This window comes from Rhizobium sp. SU303 (assembly GCF_021052345.1).
GTDB lineage: Bacteria > Pseudomonadota > Alphaproteobacteria > Rhizobiales > Rhizobiaceae > Rhizobium > Rhizobium laguerreae.
On the sequence record NZ_CP088095.1, the window covers coordinates 2,899,655 to 2,912,540 of the forward strand.

12 protein-coding genes are annotated in these 12,886 nt (G+C 62.2%); 5 read left to right on the forward strand and 7 right to left on the reverse strand.

Annotated elements, in window-relative coordinates:
• The first annotated feature begins 28 nt into the window (after positions 1–28).
• On the forward strand, positions 29–3,745 hold the full coding sequence (locus RlegSU303_RS14585; RefSeq protein ID WP_131719112.1) for a FecR domain-containing protein: 3,717 nt from the start codon (positions 29–31) through the stop codon (positions 3,743–3,745).
• Positions 3,745–5,715 carry a CHASE2 domain-containing protein gene (locus RlegSU303_RS14590; RefSeq protein ID WP_131719113.1) on the forward strand — a complete coding sequence of 657 codons (1,971 nt, stop codon included), beginning with the start codon at positions 3,745–3,747 and terminating at the stop codon, positions 5,713–5,715. Before RlegSU303_RS14585 ends, RlegSU303_RS14590 begins: the two co-directional genes overlap by 1 nt.
• Positions 5,716–5,730: 15 nt before the next feature.
• Here RlegSU303_RS14590 and RlegSU303_RS14595 read toward each other — a convergent pair whose 3' ends face one another.
• Positions 5,731–6,498: a nucleotidyltransferase domain-containing protein gene (locus RlegSU303_RS14595; protein WP_131628427.1), complete on the reverse strand. Its 768-nt coding sequence runs from the start codon at positions 6,496–6,498 to the stop codon at positions 5,731–5,733.
• Positions 6,499–6,786: 288 nt separating this feature from the next.
• Between RlegSU303_RS14595 and RlegSU303_RS14600 the strand changes: the two genes are divergently transcribed.
• Positions 6,787–7,482 (forward strand): fumarylacetoacetate hydrolase family protein, encoded by a 696-nt coding sequence (locus RlegSU303_RS14600; RefSeq protein ID WP_131628428.1) that lies wholly within the window; start codon positions 6,787–6,789, stop codon positions 7,480–7,482.
• A 10-nt stretch (positions 7,483–7,492) separates the two neighbouring features.
• Complete coding sequence (locus RlegSU303_RS14605) at positions 7,493–8,023, forward strand: gamma carbonic anhydrase family protein (RefSeq protein WP_131628429.1); 531 nt, start codon at positions 7,493–7,495, stop codon at positions 8,021–8,023.
• A 40-nt stretch (positions 8,024–8,063) separates the two neighbouring features.
• Here RlegSU303_RS14605 and RlegSU303_RS14610 read toward each other — a convergent pair whose 3' ends face one another.
• Positions 8,064–8,771, reverse strand: coding sequence for a methyltransferase family protein (locus RlegSU303_RS14610; RefSeq protein ID WP_205928057.1), 708 nt, complete (start codon positions 8,769–8,771; stop codon positions 8,064–8,066).
• 89 nt (positions 8,772–8,860) lie between these two features.
• Entirely contained in the window at positions 8,861–9,262 is a 402-nt protein-coding gene (locus RlegSU303_RS14615; RefSeq protein ID WP_032992104.1) for a hypothetical protein, read from the reverse strand.
• 441 nt (positions 9,263–9,703) lie between these two features.
• Here RlegSU303_RS14615 and RlegSU303_RS14620 point away from each other — a divergent pair, with 441 nt between their 5' ends.
• Positions 9,704–10,075 (forward strand): hypothetical protein, encoded by a 372-nt coding sequence (locus RlegSU303_RS14620; RefSeq protein ID WP_017961152.1) that lies wholly within the window; start codon positions 9,704–9,706, stop codon positions 10,073–10,075.
• A 31-nt stretch (positions 10,076–10,106) separates the two neighbouring features.
• On the opposite strand, the gene RlegSU303_RS14625 is transcribed toward RlegSU303_RS14620, so the two are convergent.
• The 4 genes from RlegSU303_RS14625 to RlegSU303_RS14640 form a co-directional block, all read right to left on the reverse strand.
• Positions 10,107–10,505, reverse strand: coding sequence for an ester cyclase (locus RlegSU303_RS14625; RefSeq protein WP_131628432.1), 399 nt, complete (start codon positions 10,503–10,505; stop codon positions 10,107–10,109).
• Between the two features lie 252 nt (positions 10,506–10,757).
• The gene (locus tag RlegSU303_RS14630; protein WP_011652680.1) at positions 10,758–11,156 is read right to left on the reverse strand and encodes a Fur family transcriptional regulator; all 399 of its coding nucleotides are present in this window, start codon (positions 11,154–11,156) and stop codon (positions 10,758–10,760) included.
• On the reverse strand, positions 11,153–11,965 hold the full coding sequence (znuB, locus tag RlegSU303_RS14635; RefSeq protein WP_131628601.1) for a zinc ABC transporter permease subunit ZnuB: 813 nt from the start codon (positions 11,963–11,965) through the stop codon (positions 11,153–11,155). The genes RlegSU303_RS14630 and znuB overlap by 4 nt, the downstream gene beginning before the upstream one ends.
• A complete protein-coding gene (locus tag RlegSU303_RS14640; RefSeq protein WP_017961155.1) occupies positions 11,958–12,869 on the reverse strand; it encodes an ATP-binding cassette domain-containing protein in 912 nt (303 codons plus the stop codon). The genes znuB and RlegSU303_RS14640 overlap by 8 nt, the downstream gene beginning before the upstream one ends.
• Positions 12,870–12,886: the final 17 nt, after the last annotated feature.

Consider the following 12,886-nt stretch of genomic DNA (forward strand, 5'->3'; position numbering starts at 1 on the left):
AGGGAGAGTGGGGTATGGGGTCGAGGACATGCGGGGTTATTCCAGTAACATCTGTCGCGTCGGGATGGCGCTGGCGTTTGCCGTGCCCGGTTTCGGGCTGCCGGCGATGGCCGATCCCGTGCCGCGCGCTACGCCGGTCGCCGGCTCTGTGATCGCACGCAAGATCGGCGAGGAAGTCCGCTTCATCGACGTGTCGAACTGGCGCGTCGTCGACATCAATCAGGATCTCCTGACCGGCGACGTGCTGCGCACCAATGCCAATGGCCAACTCGCCATCGTCTTTTCCGACCACACTCAGGTCCGCCTCGGCCGCAATTCCTCGCTGCAGGTGAAGAAGATGGCGGCCGGCGGCGATACCGTGCTCAATCTCCAATCCGGCACCATCTGGGCGCGCGCCGAGCGCGGCGGCCAGGGCCTGACGGTTGAAACGCCGGCGGCCGCAGCCGCCATCCGCGGCACCGACTGGACCATGACGGTCGAGGGCAACAAAACTTCGATGATTGTGCTCGAAGGCCGCGTGGCGCTCAGCAATCCGCAGGGCAGCGTCGAGGTGAACGAGGGCGAAGGAGCGGTCGCCACCATCGGCCAGGCGCCGAGCAAGATCATCAGCGTCAATCCCGATGACCGCGAACAGATGCTCTTCTATCTGGACCTGCGCGACGGCTTCGACCTGATGCCGACTTCGCCGCTGCGGGCCGACCGCATGGCGACCGAACGCCGCCGCCTGTTAGGGCTGCCGCCGGAGCGCCGCACAACCGAAGACTGGCTGGAACTTGCCGAAGTGCAGAGCGCCTTCGACGGACGCCAGGTTGCAGCCGCAACGCTGCAGAATATCCGCGGCCGCAAACTGACGACAGCCCAGCAGGCGCGCGTCGACCTGATCGACGCCACCATCGCCGGCTCGGAAAAGCGTTATGGCGATGCCGCCAAGCTCTTTCAGAAGGCCCTGCCGAATCTCGACCCGACACGCCGCAACATGGCCCAATATGGCGGCTATTTCGCCCGTTCGCTGGCCGACCCCGCCCATGCCGAACCGCCGCCGGCCAACACCGCCGGCCCCTACGGCGCGATCATGCAGGCATATACCGCTGGCTTCCTTGAGAATCCGCGCGCTGCGATCGATATCATCAGGAAAGCGGAGCAGCGCTATCCCGATGATCCGACCCTGCCGGCGGTCCGCGCCCAGCTGGCGCAGCTCACCGACGACCGTGAGCAGATGAAGGAAGCGATAGAACGCTCGCTGTCGCTCGACCCAGATCATCCGATGGCGCTCTCCGCCCGTGCAGGCTACAAGGCAATTTATGAAAGCGATATCGACGGCGCGCTTGCGGACCTGAACCGCGCCATCGCGCTTGCCCCCGGCGCATCAGGCACGCTGAATTCTCTCGGCCTGCTGCAGAGTTCGCGCGATGCCAATGGCGAAGCGGAACAGGCCTTCAAGAAGGCGATCGAGCTCGATCCGCAGGACCCGTTGCTGCGCGCGAATCTCTCGATCCTTTATCTCGATCAGGGGCGCATGAAGGAAGCCAAGCACGAGATCGACACGGCAATTGCGCTCGATCCATCCTTCGATATAGCCCTGCTCGCCCGTGGCCGATACTACCTGCAAACTGGCGAGCGCGACAAGGCGCTGCAAGATTTGCTCGCCGCCAGCACCGCCAACCCGGCGCATTCGCAATCACAGCTGATGCTCGCCGCCGCCCATTACGAAAAAGGCGACCGCATTCCTTCCCAGCAGGCGCTCGACAATGCCGACCGGCTCGACAAGAACGACCCGGTTATCTCGGCCTTCCGCACCGCCGTCGATATCGACGACTACGACGCCGACGGCGCGATCCGAAACGCGCAGGAATTCCTGCGCCGCTCGCGCGCCCGCGGCGGCGATTACAGCGGCCTCGGCGCCAATGCGAGCGCCGGTTCGACACTGAATGACGCCTTCCGCCTGCAAGGGTTGGATGCCTGGGGCCGCTACTACGGCGATGCCGTCTTTGATCCCTTCAACGGCACGGGTTATATCGATCAATCGATCAAAGGCAGCATCTTTCCTTTCGTCAACGCGACCAGCTTCAGCGACGACAATATCATCCAGAACCGCGGCAACGCGTCGAGCTACTCATCCTTCATCCAGGGCCTGCTGCTTTCGCCGCACATGCTTTCCGGCCGCTCGCGCTCGGCAACGCTGTTCGATGTGCCCTTCATCGAAGGTTCGCTCGGCGGCGGCATCAACAGTGTTGACGGCCATACGAGACGCATCGGCGAGGCCGATATCCAAGGTTATTCGAACGCGACGATCCCGATCAGCTTCTATGGCAACTTGACCTGGGAAGAGCTGGCGCTCGACCGCGACTACCAGGATTTCGGCGGTGTCCAGACGGATAACAAGCTGCTGAGCGCCAACGGTTATCTGACGGCAACGGTCACGCCTGATGATCGCGTGGTAGCCTTCGTCAACCATGGCAAGAATGATGGAGCGCTGAGCGCCTTGTCGTCGAACACCGGGTTCATGGAACTCCTGTTCCGTGTCCCTATCCCGCTGCCTCTCTACACGACAGAGAAGACTGTCCGAGAAAGCACATATGCCGGCATCGGCTGGAGCCACACGTTTGCGTATGAAAACGTGTTGAATGGAGCACTGCTTTATTCGGGAAGCAAATCGAATACGAACAGCGTGCTTGATGTCGACCTGGACCCAGTGTTTATCGGCAGAGGGGTTCCCTTCATCATTCCCTTTACCAACGTCACTCAGAAGACCGAATCCCAAACCTATATCGGCGCTTTGAGCCATTCCATAGGTGCCGGGCCTTTGACATTTCGCTACGGCCTCGAAGGCGGCTGGTTGGATGCCAGCAGCACCGTCGATACGACCCTCCTAGGCTTGACAGCTCCTACCGATCGCACAGAGAACACTATCGATATCGGCCGCGCCTATGTCGATGTGCTGCATGAGATCACGCCGGATCTCGAGGGCGAATACGCTGTGTTCGCAACCCGCCTGGAGGGCGACGGCATCGATATCACCCGGCTGGAGCCGCGCTTCGGCCTCGCCTGGGCGCCGGTTCAAAACCACTGGCTGCGTGCTGCCTTCATGCGTCAGAGCTTTGATATTGGTATTCCGACCCTTGCCCCCATCGGCGTCCTCGGGCTTCAGGCTAACCAGTTTTCCGCCAATCCGCAGGGCTACACGGATACGGTCGCCCTGCAGTGGGATGCCGAATGGACTGATCGATTCTTCACCTCGGTCGAGTATCAGCACCAGGAGCTGCATGATTTCTCGATCGATTTTCCGATGATCTCCCTTCCGTCGGATACGAGCCTGCCGATCTCGCGCGGCAGGATCGATCGCGCTGCCGTCACTGCCAACGTCGTGCTCGGCCATGGCTTCGGCCTTTCGGCTACCTATGCCTATATGGATTCAGAAAACAGGGATCCGCTCGAGCCGATCTATGGAGGCCCTCTTCCCTTCATACCGCAGAATTCCGGACAGATTGCGCTGACCTGGGTCAACGAAGCCAAGGTCAAGGCGACGGTCGCCGCCAACTATATCGGCGAGCGCGACGGCGATCGGTTTGGCACCAAGCTCGACGATTACTGGAGCCTCGACGCCCACCTGGTCTGGGAACCGTTCGACAAGCGCATCGAGCTGGAGGCAGCCGCCTATAACCTGCTCGACGAAGACTTCGAGATCACCCCCGGTGTGCCCGGCTGGGGCCGCGCCTTTAAGGGCACGCTCAAAGTCCGCTTCTGATGCGGATGCGGGACAAACCTCGTCAGGCCAGGCAGATCAGGAGCCGCCATCTCAGGCTGCTGGTGCTATCGCTGACGACGCTGATCGCCATCTCGCTGCTGTCGCGCCTGCCCGCCTGGTCACTGCTGGAGCTCAGAAGCTTCGACTATCTCTCGACCGTCGACGATCCCCGTCCGCCTCCCGGCGGACCCGTCATCGTCGCGATCGACGAACCCTCGCTTGCCGATATCAACGCGCAATGGCCCTGGCCGCGCAGCCTTCACGCCCAACTCGTTACCCAGCTGCGCGCCGCCGGCGCCAGCGTCATCGGCCTCGACATCATCCTGGCCGAACCCTCGACCCCGGAGAACGACAACGCGATCACTAACGCCGTCGGCCCGGATGTCGTCCTTGCCGGCGACGAGACGTTGATCGAGACGCCGCAAGCCACGCAACTCATCCGCGTCACCCCGCTGCAACAACTGACCGAAGCGGGAGCGAAGACCGGTATTGCCTCCGTCGATCTTAGCGGCGATGGCACTTTCCGGCGGATTCCGGCCTATGAGGACGGGTTTGCGGCGACGCTGGCGAAAGCTTCTGGAACGATTTCGGCAACCCTACCGGCGGGCCAGCTTATCCAATCCTTCGGCCCGGCCCGCTCCTATCCCACGGTCTCCTATTACCAGGCGCTCGATCCCGCACATCTTCTGCCGCCGGATTATTTCAAGGGTCGCGTCGTGCTCGTCGGCCTCAGCCTGCAGAACGCGCCGGTGATCGATAAGGGCGGTGTCGATGCCTTTGCCACGCCCTATACCGTCCACACCGGCACGTTGACCTCGGGCGTCGAAATCCAAGCGACGATCTACGACAATATCCGCCGCGGCCTGTCGATCGAGGAAGCCCGCCTGCCGGTGGTGGCCGCCTGTATCCTCATATCGGTCCTGCTTGCCGCCGCCACCGTCTGGCGCTCGACGGGATGGCTGACGATCATGACCAGCGCGGCGGCACTGCTCGCCTTCGCGGCCATCAGTTTTGCCGGGATCCGGCTTGCCCATATCTTCGTTTCGCCGCTCGGGCCGACGGTCGCCTGTATCTCGGTCGTCTTCGGCCAAGCCGCCTTCGACTACGCTGAAGAGCGCCGCAACAAGCGCCAGATCATCCGCGCCTTCGCACAATATATCTCGCCCGATCTCGTCCGGCGCCTGTCGCAGGATCCCTCACAGCTGAAGCTCGGCGGCGAGCGGCGCACGCTGTCGGTGTTGTTTTCCGATGTGCGTGGGTTCACCACCATCGCCGAGACCTTGAAGGATGATCCGGAGCAGCTGACCGGCCTGATCAACCGGCTGCTGACGCCGCTTTCCGACGTGGTGATGGATCATGGCGGGACGATCGACAAATATATGGGCGATTGCATCATGGCCTTCTGGAACGCCCCGCTCGACGATCCCGAGCATGCGCTCCACGCAGTCAAAGCCTCGCTCTCCATGCAGGCCGCGATTTCGAACCTCAACCGTGAGCTGGAACGGGAAGCCGCAGCACGCGGCGGCAAGCCCCACGTCTTGAAGATGGGCGTCGGCATCAACACCGGCGAATGCATCGTCGGCAATATGGGCTCGACCCGCCGCTTCGATTATTCCTGCCTCGGCGACAGCGTCAACCTCGCCTCCCGCCTCGAAGGCGCCTCGAAGAATTATGGCGTGGCCCTGCTGCTCGGCGAGGAGACCGCAAGGCTGGTCGCCGGCACCTACACGGTCGTTGAGCTCGATCGCATCATCGTCAAAGGTCGCACCGTGCCTTCGCCGGTCTATACCGTCGTGCACAAGGCCGAAGCCGAAGCCCTCGCCGCCCACCAGGCCTTCATCGCGGCGAAATACGCCGGCACCCTTGCGCCATCCGATCCCGCCTTCGACAGGTTGGCCGCCGATATGCCCGAGCTTGCCGGCTATTACGTGATCGTCCGCGAGGCGCTGGTCGAGTCCGGCGAGGAATAACCGAGGAGAACGCAGTCAACGCAAATCGATACTTCCCGGGCGGCGCGCTTCCAGCGGCGCATCCTGTCTGAACCCCTCAAAATAACGGCCGCCATGCAAGGCAAGCTCCCGATCGGCCAAAGCCAGAAACCGGGCGCCGTCGCCCGCTGCCGCCACTTTGAACGCCGCGGCGAATTCGGCTGCCAGTTGCGCATCGAGCTTCTTCATGAGGCGCGGCGCCCATTTTCCGCGGCCGGTCCATGCGCCGCGTCCGAGCAGAATCAGGTTGGCGAGCTTCTGGTAGAGAAGTGCGGCGATGGCAGCGACCTCTTCGGGCGGGCGGGCGCCGCGCAGGTCATCGGCCAAATCGGTGACTTGGTAGCGCAGCATGTCGTAGTCTGCCCCGGCAAGAGGTTTCGGTCCTGCCGCCAGCATACTTTCCGCCTTTGCCTGGATGACGTGCGCGCTGTCGATATCCGATCCCACTATACAGCCCGTCGCCACCATGTTGGCCATGATGGGATAGCCGCTGTCTACGTCCTGATGGAGGTAATGCGCCAGCGTCTGCGGATCGTGGACAAAGGCTTCGACCGGAAACCCATCCGCGCTGAACGACTCCCGCCAGGCTCTTTGGAGCGACGGGAACACCACGACCAGATCGATATCCGAAAAGGTGGTGCCTTCGCCGCGCATGATGGAGCCGGCGACATAGGCGAATGCGGCCCTGGGATAGCGGCTGGCGATGCAGTGGCGGGCGACGGCCAGCGCCCGCTCCGCAAGAACATGTTTCTGGATATCGTCCACGATCTCGTCCTCGAATACGGGAGACGAGCGGGAACAAAAAACCCGCTCGTTTCCGGCGGGTTGGTTCAGCAGCAATGAACGGAATTCAGTTCACGCGTCTAACACCCGCCGCGGCGCGGTGGTCGTAGACGTCGTCGAAACTGCAAAAGTCCTGTTCATGGCGGTAACGATACCGCTGGATAGTGATAGCGTCAATGCTCCAGGCGCCGGCCAAGGACGCTTCCCCGGCGCACCGATTTCCGTCTAAGATGACCGCAAAGCAAGACTCGAAACAGGAAGAGCCCGCCAATGTCCGATCCCGCCACCGTCATCCCGCTTCCGCAACCGGTGTTGTTGCCAGTCGAAAGCAGCGCCGAGCGTTTTCCGGTGCGCCGCGTCTATTGCGTCGGGCGCAACTATACCGACCATGCGATCGAGATGGGGCATGATCCCAGCCGCGAGCCGCCCTTCTTCTTCCAGAAGAATGCCGACAACCTGCTGCCGGCGGGCATGGCCTTTCCCTATCCGTCACTGTCGAACGACGTGCATTACGAGGTGGAATGCGTGCTGGCGCTGAAATCAGGCGGCGCAAACATCGAGGCTGCGGACGCCCTCGACTGCGTCTATGGCTATGCCGTCGGCATCGACTTCACCCGCCGCGACCTCCAGGGCGAGGCAAAGAAGCTTGGTCGTCCCTGGGAGATCGGCAAGGCCTTCGAACATTCCGCCCCTATCTCCCCAATCGTTCCGGCCAGCCGCCTCGGTCACCCCGCGCAGGCAAAGATCTGGCTGGAACAGAACGGCAAGCGCGCGCAGGACGGCGATCTCAACCAGATGATCTGGAAGGTGCCGGAGATCATCGTCGAGTTGTCGAAGCTCTTCACTCTCGCACCCGGCGATATCATCATGACCGGCACGCCCGCCGGCGTCGGCGCCGTGGCCAGGGGCGATCGCATCAATTGCGGCATAGACGGCGTCGCCACCCTATCGGTCGAGGTCGTCTGAGGAGGAAGCCATGCCTGTCTACGCGCTTGGCGGATCGACGCCGAAACTGCCCGCCGCCGGCCTCTATTGGATCGCACCGGATGCCAACATCATCGGCCAGATCGAACTCGGCGAGAATGTCGGCATCTGGTTCGGCGCCGTGCTGCGCGGCGACAACGAGCCGATCACCGTCGGCGAAGGCACCAATATCCAGGAAGGCGTGATGGCCCATACGGACATCGGCTTCCCGCTGACGATCGGAAACGGCTGCACCATCGGCCATCACGCCATCCTTCACGGCTGCACCATCGGCGATAACACGCTGATCGGCATGGGCGCCACCATCCTGAATGGTGCGAAGATCGGCAACAACTGCCTCGTCGGCGCCAATGCGCTGGTGACGGAGGGCAAAGAATTCCCCGACAACTCCCTGATCGTCGGAGCACCGGCCCGCGCAGTGCGCGTACTCGACGAGGCGGCAATCGAAGCCATCCGTCGCTCGGCAGAAAACTACGTCGCCAACTGGCAACGCTTCGCCAGGGATCTCAGGCAGATCGGGTGATTGGGTAACTCGGCGGCGGGTGGCGAAGCACCCTCTCCGCTCACCACACGCCCGGAATCCAGCGCCACCGCACATGCTCCATGTACTCCGCATAGCCTTCGAGGCCCTTGCGCAGTTCGGCCTCCTCGCCGAGCGTGCGGCCGAAGAGGACGACGACGAGCAGGCCGGCGGGGATCAGCGCGTAGAGCGATCCAAGCGACAGCGCCATGCCGGCGCTGAGCACGATGGCGGTTGCGTATCCGGGATGGCGGATTACGGCGTAGGGTCCGGTGTCGATCACCTTGTGGTCGCGGTTGGTCTGAATGCGCACCGTCGGCTCGAAATGCCGGTTGACCGATTGCGCCCAGGTCAGGCCGAGATAACCTGATGTCATCAGGAGATAGCCGATCAAGACGACCCAATCGGGCTGCGGCGCCCAGTGGAAACGTCCGTCATCGAATGCGCCGACCGGAAGAATGGCAGCAAAGAGAATGATCGTCAGCGTCGCCACCACGGCGTCCCAGGATTTTGTACCCTTCTGGTATCGGCTGCGCGCCGCAAACAGCTCCGGATTCGTCCGCCAGATCCAGATGATTGCGACAGCAGTCAGCACAAGGAACAGGCCGAGAAAAATCCAGCCGCGCGGCCAGTCGAGCGTGCCGGCCGGCCAGAACAGCGCTACAAACATCACGGCAATGGTGATGGCGAACGATCCGAGCGACGGCACCGCGGCGAATGAGTGACCGGGCCGAGTGTCCCGCTGCGTCATGATCGCTCTCCGTTCCATTACAGCGCCGAGCGTCCTCTTAGACGCGCAGAAGGATGCTGCGCATGGCGGATTTCATTGAAAAAATCGCCTTACTCGGCGGCTTCGAGAAACTGGCTGTTTCGTGAGGATGAGGCAAGAGCCTGAACCCTGGCCTCGGCCTTGGCGATCAGCTGATAGAATTCGTCCTGCGCTTCGACATCCAGCTGAATGACGGCATTGACGTCATCAGGCGTATCGCAAACGCAGGCGACCGCAGAAATCGGACAGATGCCGCCGGGATAACGCCTGCCGGCGCCCGTATAGGCGCGACGTCCCCAACGCTCGGAATAGACCGTCTCTTCCCGCTCAAGCTGCAGGATCGTTCCCTTGCAGGCGGTCACGATAGCCGCCTTGCCGTAGGCGAACCAGTGATAGTTCAGCCTCCGGAGAATATATTTGCCGGTGATATCTTCGCCAGCCAGTTCGGCAGGGTTTTCAATCATTCTAATCATGACGGCTTCCTCAACGTTTAAACAATATCCGTCATGTCTTCGCGCGCAGCAAGTCAAAAAACGCAGCTTTTGGAGACACTTAGTCACAAAGTGTTTCCGATTCTTACATTAACCACGCGCCGAGCACCCCCTTGTGCACACAATTCTTCGTCGAATTTCGCGCAACCTGCTACCGATTTCGTCATTGTCCGAAGTGGCAGTCACGTCAATGTCCCCTTGTGTTTTTCGGCGCGGGCTCGATATGTCTCCCTGATCGGCCCGAAGACCGCGCCGTTTTCATCCGGGAAGCGGGCGGCTGGTTCGCCGGTTCGCCATGAGCATGATGCCGAAAAGCGTAAGCGGTTTTCGGATGACATCATGCTCTAACTCTTTAATTTAGAACAGGATTCAGGTTTTAGGCCGACCGGACCTAAAATAGTCCTGTTCCAGCAGGAGAGCATCATGGTCGACGCGATCAACCCCATCTCCGCCACCGCTCCGTCCGAACCCACCAAGGTCGGCACCAGCACCTCGATCGGCTCAGAACCCGACAATGCCTGGGTCGCCGCCCGCCAGTCGCAGATCACCGCTGACCAGCTGGCAACGAAGAAGGCCGTGGAGAAGGAGGCCGCAAGTGGTCTCATCCCGCACGCGGATCTGATTGTCGAAAACGAGGAGCATCCGCAAAAGCGGCACGGGCATGCGGCATCGGACGACGGGGAAGAGGCCGGCGACCAGGCGGAACAGCCGGTCTTGTCAGGCGAAAGCGATCGGATCGGCACCCGGAATTTCGACGACGATACGCCCTTCGGCGAGCGCGTCGCCATCATCTGATCGACACGCAGACTGGAAACCGTCCGCGCGATCAATTCGAGCCCGCGAGCTGGGCTTCGATCGCCGCCTTATCGATGACCGACCAGACCTCAACGATCTTGCCGCCGCGAAATTCGTAGATGACGTTCTCAGTGAAGGAAAGGCGCCCGCCGTTCACATCGAGGCCGAGGAATTTTGCCTTCGGCCTGCAATCGAAGCCGAGCCGGCAGGCGATGTATGGCGGATCGCAAAGCAGCATCAGCACCGTGAAATTAAGATCGGGAATCTCATCGAAGTCCCGCTCGAGCATGGCGACGTAACCCGGCAGCCCGAGCCGCCGGCCGTTATGAACCGCATCGTCGCCGACGAACTGCCCGAGATCGGGCCAGTCCTGCCTGTTTAAGCAGGCGATGTAGCCGCGGTATATCGCCGCGAGTTCGGTCTTCGTCACGCGATCGCCCCTGGCTTTAGTTCTGCGGCAGAGATAGCGCCGGGATTTGCACTTGCCAGCGGCGAGCATGCCGCCTCGAGACTTTCAGTTCAAGAGAACTCGCCTGCACGCCCGGCAAGGGCGGCAATGACGGTCCCGGCAAGGGCGGCTCTGAATCTAAACCAGACTAATCCGATCGCTTTGTGATCGCGTCTAATACCGTCGGGACCCGGCGGGCTCTGCCATCCCAATAGCCTGCGAGGCGATCGAAGCTCACGCCGCGCAGGCCTCGCACAAACCGCGGATCTCGATCGTCGTCTTTTCAGGCTTGAACTTCTGCCCGCGCACCCATTCCATCAGCCGGTGGTCGACCTCGTGGTCGTGGAACTCCGTCACCTGGCCGCAGCTTTCGCAGATGGCGAAGGCGACGATGCCGTGGCTGTGGCAGTCGTCGCCCGGATGGGCGCAGGCGACGAAAGAGTTGATGCTTTCGAGCCGGTGAACCACGCCATATTCGAGCAGCTTCTCCAGCGCCCGGTAGACCTGCAGCGGCGCGCGAAAACCGTGGTCCCGCAGCTTGTCGAGGATGGTATAGGCGCTGAGCGGCCCTTCGGCCTTTTCGAGCACGTCGAAAACAAGCGACTGGTTCTTGGTCAATTGCGGTGTCGTCATGAGCCTTGTCCTTGCATGACCGCGCGGCGCCTGACGGGAAGCAGGCTGAGAATGAAGAGGATCAGTGCCGCGACCACGATCGAGGGGCCGGAGGGCGTGTCGTAGGTGAGCGAGCCGAACAGCCCGCCGACGACGGCGATAGCCCCGATCAGCGAGGCGAGCACCGCCATGATTTCCGGCGTCGGCGAGAAGCGCCGCGCCGCGGCCGCCGGTATAATCAGCAGCGAGGTGATCAGCATGATGCCGACGATCTTCATGGCGATGGCGATGACGACGGCCATCAGCAGCATAAAGAACAGCCGCGCCCGCTCGGGCTTCAGCCCCTCGGCCTCGGCGAGCTCGGCATTGACGGTCGCAGCCAAGAGTGGCCGCCAGAGCCAGGCCATTGCCACGAGCACGAACAGCCCGCCGCCCCAGATCAGCGCGATATCGGTGGTGGAAACGGCGAGGATATCGCCGAACAGGAAGGCGATGAGATCGATCCGCACCCAGCTCATGAAGGCGACCATGACGAGGCCGATCGCAAGGGTCGCATGCGAGAGGATGCCGAGCAGCGCATCGGCCGACAGCGCCTGGCGCTTCTGCAGGAAGAGCAGCAGCACCGACACGAGGGCGGCGACGGCAAAGACAGCCAGCGTCAGGTTGAGTTCGAAAAGCAGTGACAGTGCGACGCCGAGCAGCGCTGAATGGGCAATCGTATCGCCGAAATAAGCCATGCGCCGCCAGATGATGAAGCAGCCGAGCGGCCCCGTCGTCAGCGCCAAGCCGACGCCGGCAAGGATGGCGCGCACGAAGAAATCGTCAAGCATGGCGCCCTCCCGCTTCATGCGCGTGCGAATGGGCATGGTCAGGATGATCGTGACCATGTTCATGACCATCATGCCCATGCTCATGCGCGTGATGGCCATCGTCGGGGTGACAATGATCAGTGACCGTGCCATCGGCATGTTGCACCCGGCCGTCCGGCAAGTGCGTATGATCGTGGTGATGGCTATAGACGGCAAGCGTCTGCGCCGCCCGGCTGCCGAACAGCTGCACATATTCCGGGCTGCGGCTGACCGACTCTGGCGTGCCGCGGCAGCAGACATGGCCATTGAGGCAGATGACCGTGTCGGTCTCGGCCATGACGACGTGGAGATCGTGCGAAATCAGCAGGATGCCGCAGCCCGTCGCATTGCGGATCGACTTGATCAGATCGTAGAGGGCGATCTCGCCGGAGAAATCGACCCCCTGCACCGGCTCGTCGAGCACCAGCAGATCGGGCTTGCGGGCTATCGCCCGGGCCATCAGCGCCCGCTGGAACTCGCCGCCGGAAAGGTGCTGGACCTCGGCGTCGAGCATATGGGCGATGCCGGCGGATTCGAGCGCCGAGAGCATATCGCGCTCCGGCAGCGGTCCGGTCAGCGTCATCAGCCGGCGCACCGAAAGCGGCAGCGTCCAGTCGATCGACAGCTTCTGCGGGACATAGCCGACCTTGAGACCGGCCTTGCGCTCCACCCTGCCCTCATCAGGCTTCAACACACCGATCGCCGCCTTGGCGCTGGTCGATTTGCCCGAGCCGTTCGGCCCGATCAGCGTGACGATCTCGCCGCGCGAAACGGAAAAATCAACGCCGCGCACCAGCCAGCGGCCATTGCGCAGAACGCCGACATTTTCAAGCGAAACCAGCGGCTCGGCTCTGATACCAGCGGGGATCTTTGCGGGAGAAAGCATCAAATTTTCCGAAAGTG